20 protein-coding genes and 1 other annotated feature are annotated in these 25,392 nt (G+C 39.5%); all 20 genes read left to right on the top strand.

The window, feature by feature from the left end; genetic code table 11:
* The first annotated feature begins 47 nt into the window (after window positions 1-47).
* The 20 genes from ybeY (at window position 48) to trpX (ending at window position 25,317) form a co-directional block, all read left to right on the top strand.
* Window positions 48-545: an rRNA maturation RNase YbeY gene (gene ybeY, locus QM818_RS00330; protein WP_000275156.1), complete on the top strand. Its 498-nt coding sequence runs from the start codon at window positions 48-50 to the stop codon at window positions 543-545.
* Window positions 526-921 (top strand): diacylglycerol kinase family protein, encoded by a 396-nt coding sequence (locus QM818_RS00335; RefSeq protein WP_261048351.1) that lies wholly within the window; start codon window positions 526-528, stop codon window positions 919-921. Before ybeY ends, QM818_RS00335 begins: the two co-directional genes overlap by 20 nt.
* Window positions 922-937: 16 nt before the next feature.
* Entirely contained in the window at window positions 938-1,837 is a 900-nt protein-coding gene (gene era / locus QM818_RS00340; RefSeq protein ID WP_061439097.1) for a GTPase Era, read from the top strand.
* Window positions 1,838-1,885: 48 nt separating this feature from the next.
* Window positions 1,886-2,710 (top strand): DNA-formamidopyrimidine glycosylase, encoded by an 825-nt coding sequence (gene mutM, locus QM818_RS00345; RefSeq protein WP_414299766.1) that lies wholly within the window; start codon window positions 1,886-1,888, stop codon window positions 2,708-2,710.
* Window positions 2,710-3,315 carry a dephospho-CoA kinase gene (coaE, locus tag QM818_RS00350; protein ID WP_414299767.1) on the top strand — a complete coding sequence of 202 codons (606 nt, stop codon included), beginning with the start codon at window positions 2,710-2,712 and terminating at the stop codon, window positions 3,313-3,315. The genes mutM and coaE overlap by 1 nt, the downstream gene beginning before the upstream one ends.
* Window positions 3,302-4,501 (top strand): multidrug efflux MFS transporter PmrA, encoded by a 1,200-nt coding sequence (locus QM818_RS00355; RefSeq protein ID WP_414299768.1) that lies wholly within the window; start codon window positions 3,302-3,304, stop codon window positions 4,499-4,501. The genes coaE and QM818_RS00355 overlap by 14 nt, the downstream gene beginning before the upstream one ends.
* On the top strand, window positions 4,501-4,650 hold the full coding sequence (rpmG, locus tag QM818_RS00360) for a 50S ribosomal protein L33 (RefSeq protein WP_001809104.1): 150 nt from the start codon (window positions 4,501-4,503) through the stop codon (window positions 4,648-4,650). The genes QM818_RS00355 and rpmG overlap by 1 nt, the downstream gene beginning before the upstream one ends.
* Before the next feature lie 39 nt (window positions 4,651-4,689).
* Window positions 4,690-4,923 (top strand): preprotein translocase subunit SecG, encoded by a 234-nt coding sequence (gene secG, locus QM818_RS00365; protein WP_000282517.1) that lies wholly within the window; start codon window positions 4,690-4,692, stop codon window positions 4,921-4,923.
* Between the two features lie 101 nt (window positions 4,924-5,024).
* The gene (gene rnr, locus QM818_RS00370) at window positions 5,025-7,379 is read left to right on the top strand and encodes a ribonuclease R (protein WP_414299769.1); all 2,355 of its coding nucleotides are present in this window, start codon (window positions 5,025-5,027) and stop codon (window positions 7,377-7,379) included.
* Complete coding sequence (smpB, locus tag QM818_RS00375; protein WP_001051750.1) at window positions 7,342-7,809, top strand: SsrA-binding protein SmpB; 468 nt, start codon at window positions 7,342-7,344, stop codon at window positions 7,807-7,809. Before rnr ends, smpB begins: the two co-directional genes overlap by 38 nt.
* Window positions 7,810-7,823: 14 nt before the next feature.
* Entirely contained in the window at window positions 7,824-8,684 is an 861-nt protein-coding gene (gene tehB / locus QM818_RS00380; protein WP_261073200.1) for an SAM-dependent methyltransferase TehB, read from the top strand.
* Between the two features lie 250 nt (window positions 8,685-8,934).
* Window positions 8,935-10,128, top strand: coding sequence for a YSIRK-type signal peptide-containing protein (locus tag QM818_RS00385; RefSeq protein ID WP_414299770.1), 1,194 nt, complete (start codon window positions 8,935-8,937; stop codon window positions 10,126-10,128).
* On the top strand, window positions 10,112-14,746 hold the full coding sequence (locus QM818_RS00390) for a DUF1542 domain-containing protein (protein WP_414299771.1): 4,635 nt from the start codon (window positions 10,112-10,114) through the stop codon (window positions 14,744-14,746). The genes QM818_RS00385 and QM818_RS00390 overlap by 17 nt, the downstream gene beginning before the upstream one ends.
* Window positions 14,747-15,144: 398 nt before the next feature.
* A complete protein-coding gene (locus tag QM818_RS00395) occupies window positions 15,145-16,098 on the top strand; it encodes a competence protein CoiA (RefSeq protein ID WP_414299772.1) in 954 nt (317 codons plus the stop codon).
* A gap of 18 nt (window positions 16,099-16,116) precedes the next feature.
* Window positions 16,117-17,919 (top strand): oligoendopeptidase F, encoded by a 1,803-nt coding sequence (gene pepF / locus QM818_RS00400; protein WP_414299773.1) that lies wholly within the window; start codon window positions 16,117-16,119, stop codon window positions 17,917-17,919.
* A gap of 1 nt (window position 17,920) precedes the next feature.
* Window positions 17,921-18,634: an O-methyltransferase gene (locus QM818_RS00405; RefSeq protein ID WP_261105932.1), complete on the top strand. Its 714-nt coding sequence runs from the start codon at window positions 17,921-17,923 to the stop codon at window positions 18,632-18,634.
* 66 nt (window positions 18,635-18,700) lie between these two features.
* Window positions 18,701-19,639: a peptidylprolyl isomerase PrsA gene (prsA, locus tag QM818_RS00410; RefSeq protein ID WP_000727943.1), complete on the top strand. Its 939-nt coding sequence runs from the start codon at window positions 18,701-18,703 to the stop codon at window positions 19,637-19,639.
* A gap of 160 nt (window positions 19,640-19,799) precedes the next feature.
* The gene (gene ftsW, locus QM818_RS00415) at window positions 19,800-21,023 is read left to right on the top strand and encodes a cell division peptidoglycan polymerase FtsW (RefSeq protein WP_261446831.1); all 1,224 of its coding nucleotides are present in this window, start codon (window positions 19,800-19,802) and stop codon (window positions 21,021-21,023) included.
* Window positions 21,024-21,047: 24 nt separating this feature from the next.
* Window positions 21,048-23,744: a phosphoenolpyruvate carboxylase gene (ppc, locus tag QM818_RS00420; protein WP_414299774.1), complete on the top strand. Its 2,697-nt coding sequence runs from the start codon at window positions 21,048-21,050 to the stop codon at window positions 23,742-23,744.
* Between the two features lie 95 nt (window positions 23,745-23,839).
* Window positions 23,840-24,058 (top strand) — a binding site (T-box leader).
* A 263-nt stretch (window positions 24,059-24,321) separates the two neighbouring features.
* Window positions 24,322-25,317: a tryptophan ABC transporter substrate-binding protein gene (gene trpX / locus QM818_RS00425; protein ID WP_084947653.1), complete on the top strand. Its 996-nt coding sequence runs from the start codon at window positions 24,322-24,324 to the stop codon at window positions 25,315-25,317.
* Window positions 25,318-25,392: the final 75 nt, after the last annotated feature.

The following is a 25,392-nucleotide window of genomic DNA, read 5'->3' on the forward strand; positions in this document are numbered from 1 at the left end:
ATGGAAATGTGATATAATAAAGCCAAGTAAAGAGAAACGAGAAGTACATGTATATTGAAATGGTAGATGAAACTGGTCAAGTTTCAAAAGAAATGTTGCAACAAACCCAAGAAATTTTGGAATTTGCAGCCCAAAAATTAGGCAAAGAAGACAAGGAGATGGCAGTCACTTTTGTGACCAACGAGCGTAGTCATGAACTCAATCTGGAGTACCGTGACACAGACCGTCCGACAGATGTCATCAGCCTTGAGTATAAGCCAGAGTTGGAAATTGCCTTTGACGAAGAAGACTTACTTGAAAATCCAGAATTGGCAGAGATGATGTCTGAGTTTGATGCCTATATTGGAGAACTGTTCATCTCTATCGATAAGGCTCATGAGCAGGCTGAGGAATATGGCCACAGCTTTGAGCGTGAGATGGGCTTCTTGGCAGTACACGGCTTTTTACATATCAACGGCTATGATCACTATACTCCGGAAGAAGAAGCGGAGATGTTCGGTTTACAAGAAGAAATTTTGACAGCCTATGGACTCACAAGACAATAAACGAAAATGGAAAAATCGTGACCTGATATCCAGTTTAGAATTTGCCATTACAGGGATTTTTACTGCTATCAAGGAAGAACGCAATATGCGAAAACATGCAGTGACGGCTCTTGTAGTCATTTTTGCAGGTTTTGTTTTTCAGGTGTCACGAATCGAATGGCTCTTTCTCCTATTGAGCATTTTCTTGGTAGTAGCCTTTGAAATTATCAACTCTGCTATTGAAAATGTGGTGGATTTGGCCAGTCACTATCACTTTTCCATGCTGGCTAAAAATGCCAAGGATATGGCGGCAGGCGCGGTATTAGTGGTCTCTCTTTTCGCAGCCTTAACAGGCGCATTGATTTTTCTCCCACGAATCTGGGATTTAATATTTTAAACAGTAAGAGGAAATTATGACTTTTAAATCAGGCTTTGTAGCCATTTTAGGACGTCCCAATGTTGGGAAGTCAACTTTTTTAAATCATGTCATGGGGCAAAAGATTGCTATCATGAGTGACAAGGCGCAGACAACGCGCAACAAAATCATGGGAATTTATACTACCGATAAGGAGCAAATCGTCTTTATCGACACGCCAGGGATTCACAAGCCTAAAACGGCTCTTGGAGATTTCATGGTGGAATCAGCCTACAGCACCCTTCGTGAAGTGGATACTGTTCTTTTTATGGTGCCTGCTGATGAAGCGCGTGGTAAGGGGGATGACATGATTATTGAGCGTCTTAAGGATGCCAAGGTTCCTGTGATTCTGGTGGTGAACAAGATTGACAAGGTTCACCCAGACCAGCTTTTGTCTCAGATTGATGACTTCCGTAATCAGATGGACTTCAAGGAAATTGTTCCTATCTCAGCCCTTCAGGGAAATAACGTGTCTCGTCTAGTAGATATTTTGAGTGAAAATCTGGACGAAGGTTTCCAATATTTCCCGTCTGATCAAATCACTGACCATCCAGAACGTTTCTTGGTTTCAGAAATGGTTCGCGAGAAAGTCTTGCATCTAACTCGTGAAGAGATTCCTCACTCAGTTGCTGTGGTTGTTGATTCTATGAAACGAGATGAAGAGACAGACAAGGTTCATATCCGTGCAACCATCATGGTCGAGCGCGATAGCCAAAAAGGGATTATCATCGGTAAAGGTGGTGCTATGCTTAAGAAAATTGGTAGCATGGCTCGTCGTGATATTGAACTCATGCTAGGAGACAAGGTCTTCCTAGAAACCTGGGTCAAGGTCAAGAAAAATTGGCGCGATAAAAAGCTAGATTTGGCTGACTTTGGCTATAATGAAAAAGAATACTAAGTAGAGGTGGGCTCATGCCTGCTTCTTGTTTTTACAGAAGGAGGACTTATGCCTGAATTACCTGAGGTTGAAACCGTTCGTCGTGGCTTAGAAAAATTGATTTTAGGAAAGAAGATTTCGAGTATAGAAATTCGTTATCCCAAGATGATTAAGACGGATTTGGACGAGTTTCAAAAGGAAGTGTCTGGTCAGATTGTTGAGTCAATGAGACGTCGTGGCAAATATTTGCTGTTTTACCTAACAAATAAGGTCTTGATTTCCCATTTGCGGATGGAGGGCAAGTATTTTTACTATCCAGATCAGGTTCCTGAACGTAAGCATGCCCATATTTTCTTCCAGTTTGAGGACGGTGGAACGCTTGTTTATGAGGATGTTCGCAAGTTTGGTACTATGGAACTCTTGGCTCCTGACCTTTTAGACGCCTACTTTATTTCTAAAAAATTAGGTCCTGAACCAAGCGAACAAGACTTTGATGTGCAGGTCTTTCAAGCTGCCCTAGCTAAGTCTAAAAAGCCTATCAAAACCCATCTCCTAGACCAGACTTTGGTAGCTGGACTTGGCAATATCTATGTGGATGAGGTTCTCTGGCGAGCTCAGGTTCATCCGGCTAGACCTTCCCAGACTTTGACATCAGCAGAAGCGACTGCCATTCATGACCAGACCATTGCTGTTTTGGGACAGGCTGTTGAAAAAGGTGGCTCGACCATTCGGACCTATACCAATGCCTTTGGGGAAGATGGAACCATGCAGGATTTTCATCAGGTCTATGACAAGGCAGGTCAAAAATGCTCACGCTGTGAAACTCTAATTGAGAAAATCCAACTAGGCGGACGAGGAACTCACTTTTGTCCTCAGTGCCAAAGGAGGGGTTGATGGGAAAAATCATTGGAATCACAGGGGGAATTGCCTCTGGTAAGTCAACCGTGACAAATTTTCTAAGAGAGCAAGGTTTTCAAGTGGTGGATGCTGACGCAGTCGTCCACCAGTTACAGAAACCTGGTGGTCGCCTGTTTCAGGCTCTAGTCCAGCACTTTGGGCAAGAAATCATCCTTGAAAATGGAGAACTCAATCGACCTCTCCTAGCTAGTCTCATCTTTTCAAATCCTCAAGAACGAGAATGGTCTAAGCAAATCCAAGGAGAGATTATCCGTGAGGAACTAGCTACATTAAGAGACCAATTGGCTCAGACAGAAGAGATTTTCTTCATGGATATTCCCCTACTTTTTGAGCAGGACTACGTCTCTTGGTTTGATGAGACTTGGTTGGTCTATGTGGACCGAGATGTCCAAGTAGAACGCTTAATGAAAAGGGACCACTTGTCCAAAGATGAAGCTGAATTTCGTCTGGCAGCCCAGTGGCCTTTAGAGAAAAAGAAAGATTTGGTCAGCCAAATTCTTGATAATAATGGGAATCAGGACCAGCTTCTTACTCAGGTGTTCTCCCTTCTTGATGGAGGTAGCCAAGATGACAGAGATTAACTGGAAGGATAATTTGCGCATTGCCTGGTTTGGTAATTTTCTGACAGGAGCCAGTATTTCCTTGGTTGTGCCTTTTATGCCCATCTTTGTGGAAAATTTAGGTGTAGGGAGTGATCAAGTCGCTTTTTATGCAGGCTTAGCAATTTCTGTCTCTGCTATTTCCGCGGCGCTCTTTTCTCCTATCTGGGGGATTCTTGCTGACAAATATGGTCGAAAACCCATGATGATTCGGGCTGGTCTTGCCATGACTATCACTATGGGAGGCTTGGCCGTTGTCCCAAATATCTATTGGTTAATCTTTCTTCGTTTACTGAATGGTGTATTTGCAGGATTTGTTCCCAATGCAACGGCCTTGATAGCCAGTCAGGTTCCCAAGGAGAAATCAGGCTCTGCCTTAGGTACTTTGTCTACAGGTGTAGTTGCAGGTACTCTAACTGGTCCTTTTATCGGTGGCTTTATCGCAGAATTATTTGGCATTCGTACAGTTTTCTTACTTGTTGGTAGTTTTCTATTTTTAGCTGCTGTTTTGACTATTTGCTTTATCAAGGAAGATTTTAAACCAGTAGCCAAGGAAAAGGCCATCCCAACAAAGGAGTTGTTTACATCACTTAAATATCCCTATCTTTTGGTTAATCTTTTTCTAACCAGTTTTGTCATCCAATTTTCAGCCCAATCGATTGGCCCTATTTTGGCTCTTTATGTGCGCGACTTAGGGCAGACAGAGAATCTTCTTTTTGTCTCTGGTTTGATTGTATCCAGTATGGGCTTTTCCAGTATGATGAGTGCGGGAGTTATGGGCAAGCTAGGTGACAAGGTGGGCAATCATCGTCTCTTGGTTGTAGCCCAGTTTTATTCAGTTATCATCTATCTTCTCTGTGCCAATGCTTCTAGTCCCCTCCAACTAGGACTCTATCGTTTCCTCTTTGGCTTGGGAACCGGTGCCTTGATTCCCGGGGTTAATGCCCTTCTTAGCAAGATGACTCCCAAAGCAGGTATTTCGAGGGTCTTTGCCTTCAATCAGGTATTCTTTTATCTGGGAGGTGTCGTTGGTCCCATGGCAGGTTCTGCAGTAGCAGGTCAATTTGGCTACCATGCTGTCTTTTATGCGACAAGCCTTTGTGTTGCCTTTAGTTGTCTCTTTAACCTGCTTCAATTTCGAACATTATTAAAAGTAAAGGAAATCTAGTGCGAGTAAAAATTAATCTCAAATGCTCCTCTTGTGGCAGTATCAATTACCTAACTAGTAAAAATTCAAAAACCCATCCAGACAAGATTGAGGTTTTAAAGTATTGTCCCAAGGAAAGAAAAGTAACCCTACATCTTGAATCTAAGTAGATTTTATGGTAAAATAATAGGGATTTTAAGGAGTTTGATATGTATAACCTATTATTAACCATTTTATTAGTATTATCTGTTGTGATTGTGATTGCGATTTTCATGCAACCAACTAAAAACCAATCCAGCAATGTATTTGATGCCAGCTCAGGTGATTTGTTTGAACGCAGTAAAGCTCGCGGTTTTGAAGCTGTAATGCAGCGTTTGACAGGGATTTTAGTCTTTTTCTGGCTAGCCATTGCCTTAGCATTGACGGTATTATCAAGTAGATAAGAAAATAATGGGCAGGACTAGGTCTTTGCCTCTTTTTATTTTTAAAGTATGTTTGAGAAGGTTTTACAGTAAAAGAAAATTAAAAAATCTAGAAAGAAAATATGAAAGATAGAATAAAAGAATATTTGCAAGATAAGGGAAAGGTGACCGTTAATGACTTGGCTCAGGCTTTGGGAAAAGATGGGTCCAAGGATTTTCGTGAGATGATTAAAACCTTGTCCCTAATGGAAAGAAAGCACCAGATTCGCTTTGAAGAAGATGGAAGTCTGACCTTGGAAGCCAAGAAAAAACATGAGATTACCCTCAAGGGGATTTTTCATGCCCATAAAAATGGCTTTGGTTTTGTTAGTCTGGAAGGGGAAGAGGACGACCTTTTTGTAGGAAAGAACGATGTCAACTATGCTATTGATGGTGATACCGTTGAGGTCGTCATCAAGAAAGTCGCTGACCGCAATAAGGGAACAGCAGCAGAAGCCAAAATTATTGATATCCTAGAGCACAGTTTGACAACCGTTGTCGGTCAAATCGTACTAGATCAGGAAAAACCTAAGTATGCGGGCTACATCCGTTCGAAAAACCAGAAAATTAGCCAGCCGATTTATGTTAAGAAACCAGCCCTTAAACTAGAAGGAACAGAAGTTCTCAAGGTCTTTATCGACAAATACCCAAGCAAGAAACATGATTTCTTTGTTGCTAGTGTCCTCGATGTGGTGGGACATTCAACGGATGTCGGAATTGATGTTCTTGAGGTTTTGGAGTCTATGGACATTGTTTCCGAGTTTCCAGAAGCTGTTGTTAAGGAAGCAGAAAGTGTACCTGATGCTCCGTCTCAAAAGGATATGGAAGGCCGACTGGATCTAAGAGATGAGATTACCTTTACCATTGACGGTGCTGATGCCAAGGACTTGGACGATGCGGTGCATATCAAGACCTTGAAAAATGGCAATATCGAACTCGGAGTTCACATAGCAGATGTTTCCTATTATGTTACTGAGGGTTCTGCCCTTGATAAGGAAGCTCTTAACCGCGCAACTTCTGTCTATGTGACAGACCGTGTGGTCCCAATGCTTCCAGAACGACTGTCAAATGGCATTTGCTCCCTCAATCCTCAAGTTGATCGCCTGACCCAGTCTGCCATTATGGAGATTGATAAACATGGTCGTGTGGTCAACTACACCATTACTCAAACGGTTATCAAGACAAGCTTCCGTATGACCTATAGTGATGTCAATGATATCCTAGCTGGAGACGTGGAAAAGAGACAAGAATATCAGAAAATTGTTCCTAGTATCGAACTTATGGCCAGGCTTCATGAAACTTTAGAAAACATGCGTGTGAAACGTGGAGCCCTCAATTTTGATACCAATGAAGCTAAGATTTTAGTGGATAAGCAAGGTAAGCCTGTTGATATCGTTCTTCGTCAGCGTGGTGTTGCCGAGCGCATGATTGAGTCCTTTATGCTGATGGCTAACGAAACAGTTGCCGAGCATTTCAGCAAGCTGGATCTACCTTTCATCTATCGAATTCACGAGGAGCCCAAGGCTGAAAAGGTTCAGAAATTTATTGATTATGCTTCGAGTTTTGGCTTGCGAATTTATGGGACTGCAAGTGAGATTAGCCAGGAGACCCTCCAAGAAATCATGCGTACTGTTGAGGGAGAACCTTATGCGGATGTCTTGTCCATGATGCTTCTTCGCTCCATGCAGCAGGCTCGCTATTCGGAGCACAATCATGGCCACTATGGACTAGCGGCTGACTATTACACTCACTTTACCAGTCCTATTCGCCGTTATCCAGACCTCCTTGTTCATCGTATGATTCGGGATTACGGCCGTTCTAAGGAAATAGCAGAGCATTTTGAACAAGTGATTCCAGAGATTGCGACCCAGTCTTCCAACCGTGAGCGTCGTGCCATCGAGGCTGAGCGTGAAGTCGAAGCCATGAAAAAGGCTGAGTACATGGAAGAATACGTGGGTGAAGAGTACGATGCGGTTGTGTCCAGCATTGTCAAGTTTGGTCTCTTTGTCGAATTGCCAAACACAGTTGAAGGCTTGATTCACATCACTAATTTACCTGAATTTTATCATTTCAACGAACGTGATTTGACTCTGCGTGGAGAGAAATCAGGAACAACCTTTCGTGTAGGTCAGCAAATCCGTATCCGAGTTGAAAGAGCGGATAAGATGACGGGCGAAATTGACTTCTCTTATATTCCAAGTGAGTTTGATGTGATTGAAAAAGGCTTAAAACAGTCTAATCGCAGTGACAGAGGACGTGGTTCAAGTCGTCGTTCAGATAAGAAGGAAGATAAGAGAAAATCAGGACGCTCAAATGATAAGCGCAAGCATTCACAAAAAGACAAGAAGAAAAAAGGAAAGAAACCTTTTTATAAGGAAGTAGCTAAGAAAGGAGCCAAGCATGGCAAAGGGCGAGGGAAAGGTCGTCGCACAAAATAAAAAGGCGCGCCACGACTATACAATCGTAGATACGCTAGAGGCAGGGATGGTCCTGACTGGAACTGAAATCAAGAGTGTACGAGCAGCTCGAATCAATCTCAAGGATGGCTTTGCTCAAGTGAAAAATGGGGAGGTCTGGTTGAGTAATGTTCATATCGCTCCTTACGAAGAGGGCAATATCTGGAACCAGGAACCAGAACGTCGTCGCAAACTCCTGCTCCATAAAAAGCAAATCCAAAAATTAGAACAAGAGACTAAAGGAACAGGAATGACCCTGGTTCCCCTTAAAGTTTATATCAAAGATGGTTATGCCAAGCTTCTTTTAGGACTTGCCAAAGGAAAGCATGACTATGACAAACGTGAGTCAATCAAACGTCGTGAGCAGAATCGCGATATTGCGCGCGTGATGAAAGCAGTCAACCAGCGATAAAAAGAGGAATGAAAATGGAAAAACTAGTTGCCTATAAACGTATGCCCTTGTGGACGAAAGAAACCATGCCAGAGGTGGTTCAGCAGAAGCACAATACCAAGGTTGGGACTTGGGGGAAAATTACTGTCTTGAAGGGAGCTCTCAAGTTTATTGAGTTGACAGCAGATGGTGAGGTTTTAGCTGAGCACCTCTTTGAAGCAGGAGCTGACAATCCCATGGCACAACCACAAGCCTGGCACCGAGTGGAAGCAGCCACAGATGATGTAGAATGGTACTTGGAATTTTATTGTAAACCTGAGGATTATTTCCCTAAGAAATACAATACCAATCCTGTTCATTCAGAGGTTCTAGAGGCAATGCAGACAGTAAAACCAGGGAAAGCCTTGGATTTGGGCTGTGGTCAAGGCCGTAATGCACTCTTTCTAGCCCAGCACGGTTTTGATGTGACAGCTGTCGATCAAAATGAACTGTCCCTTGAAATCTTACAAAGCATTGTTGAGCAGGAAGATTTAGACATGCCTGTTGGTCTTTACGATATCAATTCAGCTAGCATTGGGCAAGACTATGATTTCATCATATCGACAGTTGTTTTGATGTTTCTGCAAGCAGATCGCATTCCTGCAATTATCAAAAACATGCAGGAGAAAACCACTGTTGGTGGCTATAATCTTATCGTTTGTGCCATGGATACGGAGAATTATCCTTGCTCAGTGAACTTCCCATTTACTTTTAAGGAAGGGGAACTGGCAGACTATTATAAGGACTGGGAATTGGTTAAGTACAATGAAAATCCAGGCCATCTTCACCGTCGCGATGAGAATGGCAATCGTATTCAACTACGCTTTGCGACCATGCTAGCTAAGAAAATAAAGTAAATAAGAATGAAGATCTGGAAATTTCCGGATCTTTAAAAAAATGCTAAATGTTATAAAAAAATAATATTTCTGACAATATAATTTTTATTCCAAGAAACTCTATAATAATAGAATAAAATCACTTTTATGCATATATATACGCATAAAAGACTGTAATGGATTAAAAAATATGAAATAGGAGTTATTGTAATTATTAGAGTAAAAGTGTATTATAAGATGTGATACAAATATTTATTTTGGAGGAAATTAGATGTTTCATAAGGGTAAATACGATCGTGAAAAGCAATTACGTTTTTCTATTCGTAAGGTCAGCTTTGGTGCAGCTAGTGTAGCAGTGGCTGCCTTGTTCATGTTTTTAGGAAATGGAGCAGTATCTGCTACAGAGCAAGGGGTGCCTTCAACTAATGGGGGGGAGACTCAAGCACCGCAACCTAAAGATCAGAATGTCCAGAATGGGACCTACGAAGGGAACACAGTAGCCACTAGTCCTGCTGCAACAGTAGAGACAAATACTCAACCTTCAACAGTTGAAAATAGTCCTTATCCAGAATCAGCACCTCAGAAGGTGGAGACTCTAGATAAGAAAGAATTAACAGATTTAATCAAAGAAATTGATGGAAAGTTTGCTAAAGGAACATATGCTACTAAGACGGAAGAAAGCGTTAACAATCTTAGAGATGTCTTAGAAGCAGCCAAAACAGCTTTAAGTACTGCAAAAACACAATCGGAATTATCACAAGCACACGCAAACTTAATTGTTGCAACAACAAAATTACAAACAAAACCAGAAGAGAAAAAAGAAGCACCAGCAGTAGATACGACAAATGGAAAAGCTACTGTAGGTATTAAAGCTACAAATACTGAAAAATCTTCAGAATCTAACTCTATTGCAAACTCAGGTTCTAAAGATGAACGTAATGGAAAGGCTTTGGATACAAATAATCCATTTCGTACGGGAGCAGCTACAACGAATACAGATCCTGCTGCGAACCAAACTTATACAGCGCCTGCAGATGATGCAGATTTAAATACTTTAGTTAAAGCATTATTAGCATTAGATCCTACAGTTGAAAATAATTCAAAACTTTCACAAAATATGGATAGTTTAGGTGATAGTAAGGAAGTAGCAAAAGGTACTGTAAAAGAAATTACTGAGTTCGGAGGATGGACAGCAGTAGATGGAGGAGTATTCGCTATTGCTAGAAGAACTGAAGAAGGTGTATACCCTCTTGAAACAATCAATTCAACACTAGATGATACTGTTTGGTTGCAAGAACAAGCTTTCGATAGAGATACAGAGTATACTTTACTATTATCAAAGAGTAGAACTAGAAGTAATAGAGATGAAGTTGTTTATGATAATAGTACTTACAAACCGACTGGTGAAGGTGGAGGAATTACAAAAAATCTTGCAAGATATAAAGGGATTGAAAAAAACATTTAAAGCCTATTCGACTAAAGAAGGTTCAGATGTAATTGTTAAGTTTAAACCTGGTTATGTTGGAGATAGTGAAGGTAGAAAAGCTAGATATAAAGTAGAAGTGTATAGTATCGAAGGTACTACGGAAACAAAGATTTATGAGACGACTTTTGATCCTTCTAAAAATATAAATGATGCTAAACAGGTTGTGACAGCAGCTAAAGATGGAACGAATAAAGCAAAAATTAAAATTTCAGATAGTAGTAATTCGACTACAATAGATTCAGGTGTTGACCACACTGTACGTAAGAATTTCATTGGTAAAAGAGAAGCTGAAAAATTAATGGCACAACCTGGGAATAAACCAAATGGAACTGCTGGAACATTTACGAGTAAGCCTATTGCATTACCTCAAGGTGCAGACCATTACAAGGTTAGAGTAAGTTTAGCAGACCAAGATAAAACAGGGATGAGTTATCAAGCTTGGGATGACAAATATTCAGTGCCTGTTACAGGAGCTGACTTCTCAATTGCGCAAGATACTAGTAATGTAGCAAGAAATCTTTTACAAAGAATTTATGATAAATTAAAAGCTACAGAATCAGCAGATAAAAATGGTAAAACTTCTCAAACAATTCAAGATTATGAAGCAGAATTAGAAAAAGTTAGAACACTATTAGCAAATCCTGCTGCTAGAACACCTAATTTTAAGCAAGCTTTACAAGATTTATTAGCTAAACAATCAGGCTTGAAAACTGATAAAACAGGATTAACGAATTCAAAAGCTGAATTAGATGCCTTAGTGAATGAAGATCCAACACCTGGAAAAACAACTGATACTGCAAAAGCATACAATGCTGCAAAAGAAGCAGCAAAAACTGAAATAGCAGCAGCTTTGACTGTAATTAATGACGATAATGCAACACCAGAACAAGTATCTGCAGCTTTAGAAAAAGTAAATGCTAAAAAAACAGCTCTACAAGAAGCTAAAGATGGCTTAATTGAAGCCGCAACAGCAGAAGAAAAAGCTAAATTGAAATCAGATGCAGATTCATTAGTAAAAGCTGATACAACTGGAAAAACACCAAAAAGTATTGAGGTCTATAATACAAAATACGAAGCGATTAAAGCACAATTAGAAGCAGCAAAAACAGAAGCTGCCGCAGTATTAGCAAAAGAAAATAATGCATCTAAAGCAGAAGCTCAAGCAGCTCAAGAAAAAGTAGATGCTGCAAAAGCGGAATTAACAAAAGCTGCAGAATTATTAGTGAATAAAGCAGACAAAACAGAGTTAACAAAAGCAAAAGAAGCGTTAAGTACTTTAGTAACAGAAGCAGATCCAACACAAGGAAAAACTGCAGATAGTGCAAAAGCGTATAACGATGCGAAAACAGCTGCACAAGAAGCAATTAAAGAAGCAGAAACAGTAATTAATGACGAAAATGCAACACAAACTCAAGTAACGGAAGCTTTAAATAAAGTTAATGAGAAAAAATCGGCATTAGAAACAGCGAAACAAGTTTTAGTAGAAGCTGCAACAGCAGAAGAGAAAGCTAAATTAAAATCAGCTGCAGATTTATTAACAAAAGCTGATGAAACAGGTAAAACACCAGATAGTATCGCAGCATATGAAAGAAAATATGAAGAATTAAAAGCACAATTAGAAGCAGCAAAAGCAGAGGCAGACAAAGTTTTAGCAAAAGGCAATAATGCAACAAAAGAGGAAGTTAAAGCGGCTCAAGCGAAAGTAGATGCAGTGAAAACGGAATTAGAAACAGCGAAAAATCTTCTTGTAGAAGCGGCAACTACTGAAGAAAAAACAAAATTAAAAACGAACTCTGATGCATTGAAAAAAGCTGATACAACTGGTAAAACAGCAGATAGTATTAAAGCATATGAAGCAGAATTTGAAGAATTAAAAGCACAATTAGAAGCAGCCAAAGCAGAAGCAACCAAAGTTTTAGCAAAAGGCAATAATGCAACAAAAGAAGAAGTAAAAGCAGCTCAAGCAAAAGTAGATGCAGCGAAAACAGCTTTAGATAAAGCTGCAGAATTGTTGAAAGAACTTGACAGAGACGGTGCTAAAAAAGAAATTGCAGATGCTGCAAAAAAAGCGACAGATGCTATTGAAGCTAGTACAAGTTTAACACCAGAACAAAAAGCGGAAGAAAAAGCAAAAGTAGCTAAAGAAGCAAAAGCTGCAACAGATGCTATTGATAATGCAACAACTGAAGAGGGTATCAACTCTGCAAAAGATAATGGAAAATTAGCTATCGAAAAAGAAGCAGCAATTACAGCTATTAATGCTGAAAAAGCAGCAAAAGAACAAGAAATCGATAATAATACTAAGTTATCCGATGAAGAAAAAGCAGCGGCAAAAGCAGAGGTAGCAAAAGCAGCTACCGAAGCAGTAGAAGCCATCCAAAAAGCAGATACACAAGACGCAGTGGACGCAGCAAAAGCAAAAGGTGAAGCAGCTATTAAAGCAGTGAATTCAATTGGCAAAGAAGCTGTAAATGAAGCTAAAGCAGCGGTAGAAGCTGCTGCAGCTGAAAAAATTGCAGAAATCGATAAGAATGATAAATTATCAGCTGAAGAAAAAGCTGTAGCCAAAGCAGAAGTAGCCAAGGCAGCCATAGAAGCGGTAGAAGCCATTAAAAAAGCAGATACACAAGCCGCAGTAGAAGCAGCCCAATCCAAAGGCGAAACAGCAATCAAAGCAGTGAATCCAGTCGGCAAAGAAAAAGCCTTGGAAGCAATTAAAGCGACAAAAGAAGCTAAGTTGTCCGAAATTGATAAGAATACTAGCTTATCCGATGACGAAAAAGCCGCAGCCAAAGCAGAGGTAGCTAAAGCAGCTACCGAAGCAGTAGAAGCCATCCAAAAAGCAGAAACGCAAGAAGCTGTAAATACAGCTCAATCAAAAGGCGAAACAGCGATTAAAGCAGTGAATCCAGTCGGCAAAGAAAAAGCGTTAGATGCGATTCAAAAAGTTGCAGAAGAAAAAATTGCAGAAATCGATAAGAATGCTAAATTATCAGCTGAAGAAAAAGCCGCATCCAAAGCAGAAGTAGCTAAGGCAGCCATCGAAGCAGTAGAAGCTATCCAAAAAGCGACAACACAAGAAGCTGTAAATGCTGCACAAGAAAAAGGCGAAGCAGCAATCAAAGCAGTGAATCCAGTCGGCAAAGAAAAAGCCTTGGAAGCAATTCAAACAACAACGGAAGCTAAATTAGCTGAAATTGACAAGAATACTAGCTTATCAGCTGAGGAAAAAGCAGCGGCCAAAGCAGAGGTAGCCAAAGCAGCTACCGAAGCAGTAGAAGCCATTAAAAAAGCAGATACACAAGCCGCAGTAGAAGCAGCCCAATCCAAAGGCGAAACAGCAATCAAAGCAGTGAATCCAGTCGGCAAAGAAAAAGCGTTAGACGCGATTCAAAAAGTTGCAGAAGAAAAAATTGCAGAAATCGATAAGAATGATAAATTATCAGCAGAAGAAAAAGCCGCAGCCAAAGCAGAGGTAGCTAAAGCAGCTACCGAAGCAGTAGAAGCCATTAAAAAAGCAGATACACAAGCCGCAGTAGAAGCAGCCCAATCCAAAGGCGAAACAGCAATCAAAGCAGTGAATCCAGTTGGAAAAGCCACAGCCAAAGCAGCAATTGATAAAGCTTTAGCGGAAAAAGAAAAAGCCATTGATGCAAGAACTGACTTAACAGATGCAGAAAAAGAAGTTGCTAAGAAATCAGTAAGAGCAGAAGCTGAATCAGCTAAGAAAGCAATCGATAATGCAACAGATAGTGAAGCAGTAGAGAAAGCTTTAAGAACATTCTTATACCAAATCGATCAAGAATCATTAGTTTATAATCGCCCAACTTTCAACCTTGAAGCATACATTCAAGCATCAATTACAGGAGTTGTAAAAGTTGAACGTGGAAAAGCAATTACTCAAGCTGATATCATTTCAAAACTAAGCTTACCAGAGAATGTTACAGTGATTAGCATAGACTTACCTGATACAAATACATTAGGTGATAAGTTTGCTAAAGTAATGTTAAGATTACCAGATGGAACAGAAGTAACTGTAAAAGTACCGGTTAGAGTTGTTGCTTCACAAAATGGGGATTCTAAACCAGAAACTGCTCTTCCAGATTATGGTAGAAATAACGGAGCTACTAACACTGAAACGAAAGTGGATAAAGCTAAGTTAGAAGGCGCTATTCGTCAATTAGATGAACTAATCATCCAAGAGTCAACTAGGCTTGATGCAGCAACTGCACTAGAAGCGACTGCATTATTAGCAGAAGCTAAAGCAGTATTTGCCAATGCAAAAGCAAGTCAAGCAGAAGTGGATGCAATGGTGAAACGTATCGAAGACTTCATGGCGAAAGTTGCTTCATCGACTAATCATGCAACGTCAGCTAATGACCAAGCTGATCAAACGCCAGCTGTAGCCCCAGCTACTACTCAAGTAGCAAATGCTAGCCAAACAGCATCAGCACAAGCAAATGCGCGTACAGCAACTAAAGAATTGCCAAATACAGGCACAGCAGATTCTACTGTAGCTATGGTAGCAGCTGTAGCAAGTGCATTACTTGGTCTTGGTCTTGCAGGTCGTCGTCGTAAAGAAGATGAAGAAGCTTAATTGGTAGATTGTTTGATAATTATCAGATGGTAAATCCGATTTTCAAAGCTTAGACAAGTACCTCTCATAAGAAAATCTCCTAGCAGGAAATCCTGCTAGGAGATTTTTTGTTAATTATAGTATAGTGAAATGAAACTGGAAAAGTACGATATAAATTCTTAACTATTGTTAGAAATTTGATTTTATAGCAGATTAAAACTAGTATAGTATACAACTGCTACTAAAATATTTTTAGAAATTAATTTGATTCACCTAATAAAATTGTTCATATCTTATTTCAATTAATTATAATTTCTCAATCAATTTGCTTATATTTTATTTCGATTTACTATACTTTTTTCTATAATTAAAAATACGATTATTAATTTTTACGAATAATATAGAAAAGGAGGGAAATTATGTTTGTTGCGAGAGATGCTAGGGGACAGCTGGTAAATGTGTTAGAGGATAAGCTTGAGAAGGAAGAATACACCTGCCCAGCTTGTGGAGGTCAGCTCCGTTTGCGTCAAGGACCAAGTGTCCGGACCCATTTTGCCCACAAAACCTTAAAAGACTGTGATTTTTCCTCTGAAAATGAAAGTCCAGGACACCTGGCAAATAAAGAATCACTTTATCACTGGTTGGAAAAAGATGCAGAGGTGCAATTAGAATACAAGCTTCCAGAACTTAAACAGATTGCGGATGTATTTGTAAATGGCAATCTAGCTTTAGAGGTTCAGTGTAGTCCCTTGCCTCAAAAAGTTCTTAAAGAACGTAGTGAGGGCTATCGTAGTCAGGGTTACCAAGTACTGTGGTTGCTGGGGGAAAAACTTTGGCTCAAGGATCGTTTGACTCGTCTGCAACAAGGTTTTCTATACTTCAGTCAAAACATGGGATTTTATGTTTGGGAATTAGAAAGTAAAAAGCAAGTTTTAAGACTCAAATACCTGATTCACCAAGATCTCCGAGGTAAACTTCATTATCAGATTAAGGAATTTCCCTATGGTCAAGCTAGTCTACTGGAGATATTACGTCTTCCCTATAAGAAACAAAAAATATCGCATTTTACCGTTTCCCAGGACAAGGACATCTGTCGCTATATCCGGCAACAGCTGTACTATCAACATCCCTTTTGGATGAAAGAACAAGCAGAAGCCTATCAGAAGGGAGAAAATCTCCTGACTTATGGGCTAAAAGAATGGTATCCACAAATTCGGCCACTAGTAGGCAAATTTTTCCAGATTGAGCAAGATTTGACCAGCTATTATCAGCACTTTTACACCTATTACCAAGAAAATCCTCAAAATGATTGGCAAAAGCTTTATCCACCAGCCTTTTATCAGCAATATTTCTTGAAAAATATGGTAGAATAGAAAGGATGGAGGAATCTAATGGTATTACAAAGACATGAAATAAATGAAAAAGATACATGGGATCTATCAACGATTTACCCAACTGACCAGGCTTGGGAAGAAGCCTTAAAAGAGTTAACAGAACAATTGGAGACAGTAGCCCAGTATGAAGGCCATCTCTTGGATAGTGCGGATAGCCTACTCGAAATTACTGAATTTTCTTTTGAGATGGAACGCCAAATGGAGAAGCTTTACGTTTATGCTCATATGAAAAATGACCAGGACACTCGTGAAGCCAAGTACCAAGAGTACTATGCCAAGGCAATGACTCTATACAGCCAGCTGGACCAAGCCTTTTCATTCTATGAGCCTGAATTTATGGAAATTAGTGAAAAGCAGTATGCTGACTTTTTAGAGGCTCAACCAAAATTGCAGGTTTATCAACACTATTTTGACAAGCTTTTACAAGGCAAGGAACACGTTCTATCACAACGTGAAGAAGAATTATTGGCTGGAGCTGGAGAAATCTTTGGTTCGGCAAGTGAAACCTTCGCTATCTTGGACAATGCGGATATTGTGTTCCCTTATGTCCTTGACGATGATGGTAAAGAAGTTCAGCTCTCTCATGGGACTTACACACGTTTGATGGAGTCTAAAAATCGTGAGGTGCGTCGTGGTGCCTATCAAGCACTTTATGCGACTTATGAACAATTCCAACATACCTATGCCAAAACCTTGCAAACCAATGTTAAGGTGCAAAACTACCGTGCCAAAGTTCGCAACTATAAGAGTGCTCGTCATGCAGCCCTTGCAGCAAATTTTGTTCCAGAGAGTGTTTATGACAATTTGGTAGCAGCAGTTCGCAAGCATTTGCCACTCTTGCATCGTTACCTTGAACTTCGTTCAAAAATCTTGGGAATTTCAGACCTCAAGATGTACGATGTCTACACACCGCTTTCATCTGTTGAATATAGTTTTACCTACCAAGAAGCCTTGAAAAAAGCAGAAGATGCCTTGGCAGTCTTGGGTGAGGATTACTTGAGCCGTGTTAAACGTGCCTTCAGCGAGCGTTGGATTGATGTTTACGAAAACCAAGGCAAGCGTTCAGGAGCCTACTCTGGTGGTTCTTACGATACCAATGGCTTCATGCTTCTCAACTGGCAGGACAATCTAGACAATCTCTTCACCCTTGTTCATGAAACAGGTCACAGTATGCATTCAAGCTATACTCGTGAAACTCAGCCTTATGTTTACGGAGATTATTCTATCTTCTTGGCTGAGATTGCATCAACTACCAATGAAAATATCTTGACGGAGAAATTATTGGAAGAAGTGGAAGATGATGCAACGCGCTTTGCTATTCTCAATAACTTCCTAGATGGTTTCCGTGGGACAGTTTTCCGTCAAACTCAATTTGCTGAGTTTGAACACGCTATCCACCAAGCGGACCAAAATGGAGAAGTCTTGACAAGTGATTTCCTAAATAAACTCTACGCAGACTTGAACCAAGAGTATTATGGTTTGAGTAAGGAAGACAATCCTGAAATCCAATACGAGTGGGCTCGCATTCCACACTTCTACTATAACTACTATGTATACCAATATTCAACTGGCTTTGCAGCAGCCTCAGCCTTGGCTGAAAAGATTGTCCATGGTAATCAAGAAGACCGTGACCGCTATATCGACTATCTCAAGGCAGGTAAGTCTGACTATCCACTTAATGTCATGAGAAAAGCTGGAGTTGATATGGAGAAGGAAGACTACCTCAACGATGCCTTTGCAGTCTTTGAACGTCGTTTAAATGAGTTTGAAGCACTTGTTGAAAAATTGGGAATGGCATAAGATGGTTGAATCATATAGTAAAAATGCCAACCATAACATGCGTCGCCCTGTCGTCAAGGAAGAAATTGTAGACTTGATGCGTCAGCGCCAAAAGCAGGTCACAGGATCTTTGAAAGAATTGGAAGACTTTGCCCGCAAGGAAAATATTCCCATTATTCCCCATGAAACGGTTGCTTATTTCCGTTTTCTCATGGAAACCATACAACCTAAAAACATTCTAGAAATTGGGACGGCCATCGGGTTTTCAGCCCTCTTGATGGCAGAACATGCGCCAAATGCCAAGATTACAACCATTGACCGCAATCCAGAAATGATTGGTTTTGCCAAGGAAAATTTTGCCCAGTTTGACAGTCGCAAGCAAATTACGCTCCTAGAAGGAGATGCGGTAGATGTCTTATCTACCTTGACAGAGTCCTATGATTTCGTCTTTATGGACTCTGCCAAGTCTAAATACATCGTCTTTCTTCCAGAAATCCTCAAACATTTGGAAGTTGGTGGTGTGGTTGTTTTGGATGATATTTTCCAAGGTGGTGATGTTGCCAAGGATATTATGGAAGTCCGTCGTGGTCAGCGAACTATTTACAGAGGACTTCAAAGACTATTTGATGCAACCTTAGACAATCCAGGACTCACCGCAACACTAGTACCTCTGGGGGACGGAATTCTCATGCTTCGTAAAAATGTAGCAGATGTTCAATTGCCTGACAGCGAATGATTTTCAGAAAAATTTAAGAAAATATAGTAAAATAGATAGGGTAACACTTATCTCAAAGGAGTAGACATGAAGAAAAAACTATTGGCAGGTGCCATTACATTATTATCAGTAGCAACATTAGCAGCTTGTTCGAAAGGTTCAGAAGGGGCAGACCTTATCAGCATGAAAGGGGATGTCATCACAGAACATCAATTTTATGAGCAAGTGAAAAGCAATCCTTCAGCTCAACAAGTGTTGTTGAACTTGACTATCCAAAAAGTATTTGAGAAACAATACGGTTCAGAAGTAGATGACAAAGAAGTCAACGATACAATTGCTGAAGAAGAGAAACAATATGGTGAGAACTACCAACGTGTCTTGTCACAAGCAGGAATGACTCTTGAAACACGTAAAGCTCAAATTCGTACAAGTAAATTGGTTGAGTTGGCAGTTAAGAAAGCAGCAGAAGCTGAATTGACAGATGATGCTTATAAGAAGGCCTTTGACGAATACACTCCTGATGTGACTGCTCAAATTATCCGTTTGGACAATGAAGACAAAGCTAAAGAAATTCTTGAAAAAGCTAAAGCTAGTGATGCAGACTTTGCTCAATTAGCCAAAGATAATTCAACAGATGAGAAAACTAAAGCGAATGGTGGAGAAATCACTTTTGATTCTGCTTCAACAGAAGTACCAGAACAAGTTAAAAAAGCTGCTTTTGCTTTAGATGTAAACGGTGTTTCTGATGTGATTAGTGTTACTGGAACACAAGCCTACAGCAGTCAATATTACATTGTTAAACTGATTAAGAAAACAGAAAAATCATCTAATATCGATGACTATAAAGAAAAATTAAAAACTGTTATCTTAACTCAAAAACAAAACGACGCATCATTTGTTCAAAGTATTATCGGAAAAGAATTGCAAGCAGCCAATATCAAGGTTAAAGACCAGGCCTTCCAAAATATCTTTACTCAATACATTGGTGGTGGAGATTCAAGCTCAAGCAGTTCTTCAAAAGAATAAAACAGAAAAGAGCCAAGTGCTCTTTTTCTTATGAGAAAATCTTCTATCTTAAGGGTAAGAGTTTTTTTCTTTCGGAAAAAATGGTATAATAGCAATCAAAACTAGAAAATAAACGGAATTTGGGAATAATTTCTTTTGTTCTCATTAGATTGGTGATACTATGAAGATTAGTAAGAGGCACCTATTAAACTATTCTATTCTAGTTCCTTACTTACTTTTATCTATTTTGGGCTTGATTGTGGTTTATTCGACAACCAGTGCCATTCTTATCGAAGAAGGTAAAAGTGCCCTCCAATTGGTTCGAAGTCAGGGAATGTTTTGGATATTTAGTTTAATATTGATTGCCTTGATATATAAGCTGAAATTGAATTTTTTGAGAAAAGAACGACTTTTATTTATTGTTATGTTTGTTGAGCTGATTCTCTTAGCTTTGGCTCGCTTAATTGGTACGCCAGTCAATGGAGCCTATGGTTGGATTTCAGTAGGACCTTTGACCATTCAGCCAGCAGAGTATTTGAAGATTATCATCGTCTGGTACTTGGCCCAACGTTTTTCAAAACAACAGGATGAAATTGGGATTTACGATTTTCAAGTTTTAACTCAAAATCAATGGATTCCTCGTGCTTTTAATGATTGGCGCTTCGTCCTACTAGTAATGATAGGAAGTTTAGCTATTTTCCCAGATTTGGGGAATGCTACCATCCTAGTTCTTGTCGCCTTGATTATGTATACAGTTAGTGGAATTGCTCATCGTTGGTTTATAGTCTTTATCGGTGTATTATTTGGAGTTTCAGCCCTATCCTTATCAGCTATCTCTATGATCGGGGTTGATAAGTTTTCAAAAGTTCCAGTATTTGGTTACGTTGCTAAGCGTTTCAGTGCCTACTTTAATCCCTTTGCCGATTTGGCAGGGTCAGGCCACCAACTTGCAAATTCCTACTTTGCCATGGTAAATGGTGGGTGGTTTGGTCTAGGCTTAGGAAATTCAATAGAAAAACGTGGTTATTTACCAGAGGCACATACAGACTTTGTATTTTCAATTGTTATTGAAGAGTTTGGATTTGTGGGAGCCAGCTTGATTTTAGCACTTGTCTTTTTCCTGATTTTACGAATTATCCTAGTAGGAATTCGTGCTAAGAATCCCTTTAATTCTATGATGGCGATTGGGGTTGGGGGGATGATGTTGGTACAGGTCTTTGTCAATATCGGTGGAATTTCTGGTATTATTCCCTCGACAGGAGTAACCTTCCCCTTCTTATCGCAAGGAGGGAACAGTCTCCTAGTCTTGTCTGTAGCCATCGCCTTTGTCTTAAATATTGATGCAAGTGAAAAACGTGCCCGATTATATGAGGAGTTAGAAGCTCACTCATCAAACTATATGTAGAGCTGAGAGTGGAAAGGATTACCTATGTCTCTTCAAAAATTAGAAAACTATAGTAATAAAGCTGTTATACAAGAAGAAGTATTGATTTTAACAGAATTGTTAGAAGATATCACTAAAAACATGCTTGCCCCAGAGACTTTTGAAAAAATCATGCAGTTGAAGGAATTGTCAACTCAAGAAGATTATCAAGGTTTGAACCAATTAGTTACTAGTCTGACAAATGATGAAATGGCTTATATTTCACGCTATTTCTCTATCTTGCCTCTTTTGATTAATATTTCAGAAGATGTGGATTTAGCTTATGAAATCAATCACCAAAATAATATTGATCAAGATTATCTTGGTAAGTTGTCAGCAACAATCAAAATGGTTGCAGAAAAAGAAAATGCGGTTGAAATTCTTGAACACTTGAATGTTGTTCCTGTTTTGACAGCCCATCCAACACAAGTGCAACGTAAGAGTATGTTGGATTTGACCAACCATATCCACACCCTCTTGCGTAAGTATCGTGATGTGAAATTAGGCTTGATTAATAAGGAAAAATGGCATAATGATCTCCGTCGTTACATTGAGATTATCATGCAGACAGATATGATTCGTGAAAAGAAATTAAAAGTAACCAATGAAATCACGAATGTAATGGAATACTACAATAGCTCATTCTTGAAAGCAGTTCCTCATTTGACTGCTGAGTACAAGCGTCTGGCTAAAAAACACGGTTTGGAGTTGAAACATCCTAAACCAATTACCATGGGTATGTGGATTGGTGGAGACCGTGATGGTAATCCTTTTGTTACAGCAGATACCTTGAAACAATCTGCTATGACCCAGTGTGGAGTCATCATGAATTACTATGATGAAAAGATTTACCAACTTTATCGTGAGTTCTCTCTCTCAACCAGTATTGTCAATGTGAGCAAGCAAGTCAGAGAAATGGCTCGTCAGTCTAAGGATAATTCTATTTATCGTGAAAAAGAGCTATACCGTCGTGCCTTGTTTGATATTCAATCAAAAATCCAAGCGACAAAAGCTTATTTGATTGAGGATAAGGAAGTTGGAGCTCGCTATGAAACAGCTAATGATTTTTATAAGGATTTAATTACCATTCGTGATTCCCTCTTGGAAAACAAGGGTGAAGCACTGATTTCTGGTGATTTTGTTGAATTGATTCAGGCAGTTGAAATTTTTGGTTTCTATTTGGCATCTATTGACATGCGTCAAGATTCTAGTGTTCATGAGGCTTGTGTAGCTGAACTCTTGAAATCAGCAGGTATTCATTCTCATTATAGTGAACTAAGTGAAGAAGAAAAATGCCAGCTTCTTTTGAAAGAATTGGAAGAAGATCCACGTATTCTTTCTGCCACTCATGTTGAAAAATCAGAGTTACTCGAAAAAGAATTGGCCATCTTTAAGGCTGCTCGTAAGTTGAAAGATAAGTTGGGAGATGATGTCATTCGTCAGACCATCATTTCACATGCAACCAGCGTATCAGACATGTTGGAATTGGCTATCTTGCTAAAAGAAGTAGGGTTAGTTGATAAAGAAAGAGCCCGTGTCCAAATTGTTCCTCTTTTTGAAACAATTGAGGACTTGGACCACTCAGAAGAAACCATGAGAGAATACCTTTCTCTTCCTCTTGCTAAGAAATGGATTGCTTCACGTAATAACTACCAAGAAATCATGCTTGGTTACTCTGATAGTAATAAAGATGGTGGTTATCTATCATCATGTTGGACCCTCTACAAGGCTCAACAACAATTGACTGCTATTGGAGATGAATTTGGCGTTAAGGTTACCTTCTTCCATGGTCGTGGTGGGACTGTCGGTCGTGGTGGTGGACCAACCTATGAAGCTATCACTTCTCAACCGCTTAAGTCTATCAAGGATCGTATCCGTTTGACGGAGCAGGGTGAAGTAATTGGGAATAAATACGGTAATAAAGACGCAGCTTACTATAATCTTGAAATGTTAGTATCTGCAGCCATTAACCGTATGATTACTCAGAAGAAGAGTGATACCAATACCTCAAATCGTTATGAAGCTATTATGGACCAAGTGGTGGACCGTAGTTACGATATCTACCGTGATTTGGTCTTTGGAAATGATCATTTCTATGATTATTTCTTCGAGTCAAGTCCGATTAAGGCTATTTCAAGCTTTAACATTGGTTCTCGTCCAGCTGCTCGTAAGACTATTACTGAAATCGGTGGTTTGCGAGCTATCCCTTGGGTCTTCTCATGGTCGCAAAGTCGTGTCATGTTCCCTGGCTGGTATGGGGTTGGTTCAAGCTTCAAAGAATTTATCGATAAAAATCCAGAGAATATCGCTATCTTACGAGATATGTACCAAAACTGGCCTTTCTTCCAATCACTTCTTTCAAATGTTGATATGGTCTTGTCAAAATCAAATATGAATATTGCTTTTGAATATGCCAAACTGTGTGAAGATGATCAAGTAAAAGCAATCTATGAGACTATTCTAAATGAATGGCAAGTTACCAAGGAAGTTATCTTGGCTATCGAAGGTTACGATGAACTCTTGGCTGAAAATCCATATCTAAAAGCAAGTTTGGATTATCGTATGCCTTACTTTAATATTCTCAACTATATCCAGTTGGAGTTGATTAAACGTCAACGCCGAGGAGAATTATCTAGCGACCAAGAAAAATTAATCCATACAACCATCAACGGAATTGCGACAGGATTGCGTAATTCAGGCTGATACCAATCAAACTTCCTCTTTTTCATAGGGGAAGTTTTTGAATAGTTAAAAAAATGCTAAAAGAGTCTTGACAAGTAGTTGAAAAATGATATAATTTAACCATTCAGAAAAGTAATCATAATAAACTTTTTAGAGAGTCTGTGGTAGCTGAAAACAGATAAGTGATGATGATGAAAATTGGGCTGAATAGTATTTAGAATTTGAAATCATAAAAATTCGGTGAGCACACCTTACAGTGCATCTCGTTATTGCGAGACAGAGCGATAGGGAAATTCCCTATAATTGAGGTGGTACCGCGCATCGACGTCCTCACACAAGTTTTTTTGTGTGAGGACTTTTTTGATGGAGGTTAGTATGGAAAGAAAACGATGGCGTCAATTGTTTATACTCAATGAAAATCAAAAAGCAAACTAGGAAGCTAGCCGCAGGTTGCTCAAAGCACTGCTTTGAGGTTGTGGATAGAACTGACGAAGTCAGTAACCATAGCTACGGTAAGGCGACGCTGACGTGGTTTGAAGAGATTTTCGAAGAGTATTAGATAAGTGAAGTATTTTAAAGGAATAAAAGGAGAAATAGAATGAAAAATAAACGTTTAATTGGGATTATCGCTGCATTAGCAGTCTTAGTAGCAGGAAGCTTGATTTACTCTTCAATGAATAAACCAGAAGCTAAGAATGAGAAGAAAGTTGCCAAAGTTGGTGTTCTTCAGTTTGTGAGCCATCCATCTCTTGATTTGATTTATAAAGGGATACAAGATGGACTTGCAGAAGAAGGTTATAAAGATGATCAACTTAAAATCGATTTTATGAACTCAGAAGGTGACCAAAGTAAGGTTGCGACAATGAGTAAACAATTGGTTGCAAATGGGAATGACCTTGTGGTTGGTATTGCAACACCAGCTGCTCAAGGTTTAGCTAGTGCCACAAAAGATCTACCGGTTATCATGGCTGCTATTACAGACCCAATCGGAGCTAACTTGGTCAAAGATTTGAAAAAACCAGGTGGCAACATTACAGGGGTATCTGACCACAATCCCGCTCAACAACAAGTTGAACTCATCAAAGCTTTGACACCAAATGTGAAAACAATTGGAGCTCTTTACTCAAGTAGTGAAGATAATTCCAAAACTCAGGTAGAAGAATTTAAGGCTTATGCTGAAAAAGCAGGTTTGACAGTCGAAACATTTGCTGTTCCTTCAACAAATGAAATTGCTTCAACAGTTAACGTTATGACTAGCAAGGTTGATGCTATCTGGATTCCAATCGATAACACCATTGCATCTGCATTTTCAACAGTTGTATCAAGCAATCAATCAGCTAAAAAGCCAATCTATCCAAGCGCAACTGCCATGGTAGAAGCAGGTGGTTTGGCATCAGTTGTAGTTGACCAACATGACCTTGGTGTGGCAACTGGTAAAATGATTGCGCAAGTCTTGAAAGGTGCAAAACCAGCCGATACTCCAGTTAATGTCTTTTCAACTGGTAAGTCAGTTATCAACAAAAAATTGGCACAAGAGCTAGGTATTACGATTCCTGATTCTGTTCTAAAAGAAGCGGGACAAGTGATTGAATAATCTGTAATGGAGGAGTTGGGGACATCTCCTCCAATTTTTTACAATAGAAATCATATAGAAAAGGTTAAGAAACAG

Origin of the sequence: Streptococcus mitis, assembly GCF_047464035.1 — a bacterium.
GTDB classification, from domain to species: Bacteria; Bacillota; Bacilli; order Lactobacillales; family Streptococcaceae; genus Streptococcus; species Streptococcus mitis_DX.